Here is a 239-nt window from a genome sequence, read left to right as displayed (position 1 = left end):
TTGGATCCTTGACGAAACATCTGTAATGGTCTAAAGTCTCGTTTCTCTGACGCGGGGTGGAGCAGTTGGCAGCTCGTCGGGCTCATAACCCGAAGGTCGCAGGTTCAAGTCCTGCCCCCGCAACCAAATTCTGCAAAACCCAATCACCTAGCGGTGGTTGGGTTTTTTGCTTTCTGGCCTGCTTGGGCCATTGGCCCATGTTGGCTCACACCAGTTTGCCTCCCACGTTGTCCGCTCTT

1 tRNA gene is annotated in these 239 nt (G+C 54.4%); it reads left to right on the top strand.

The annotated features are described in order from the left end of the window. The first annotated feature begins 50 nt into the window (after nucleotides 1–50). Nucleotides 51–126, top strand: a tRNA-Met gene (locus I8J34_RS24490). The last annotated feature ends 113 nt before the right edge of the window (nucleotides 127–239 follow it).

Origin of the sequence: Denitromonas iodatirespirans, assembly GCF_018524365.1 — a bacterium.
Classification (GTDB): domain Bacteria; phylum Pseudomonadota; class Gammaproteobacteria; order Burkholderiales; family Rhodocyclaceae; genus Nitrogeniibacter; species Nitrogeniibacter iodatirespirans.
This window is presented reverse-complemented; position numbering and strand designations above follow the sequence as displayed.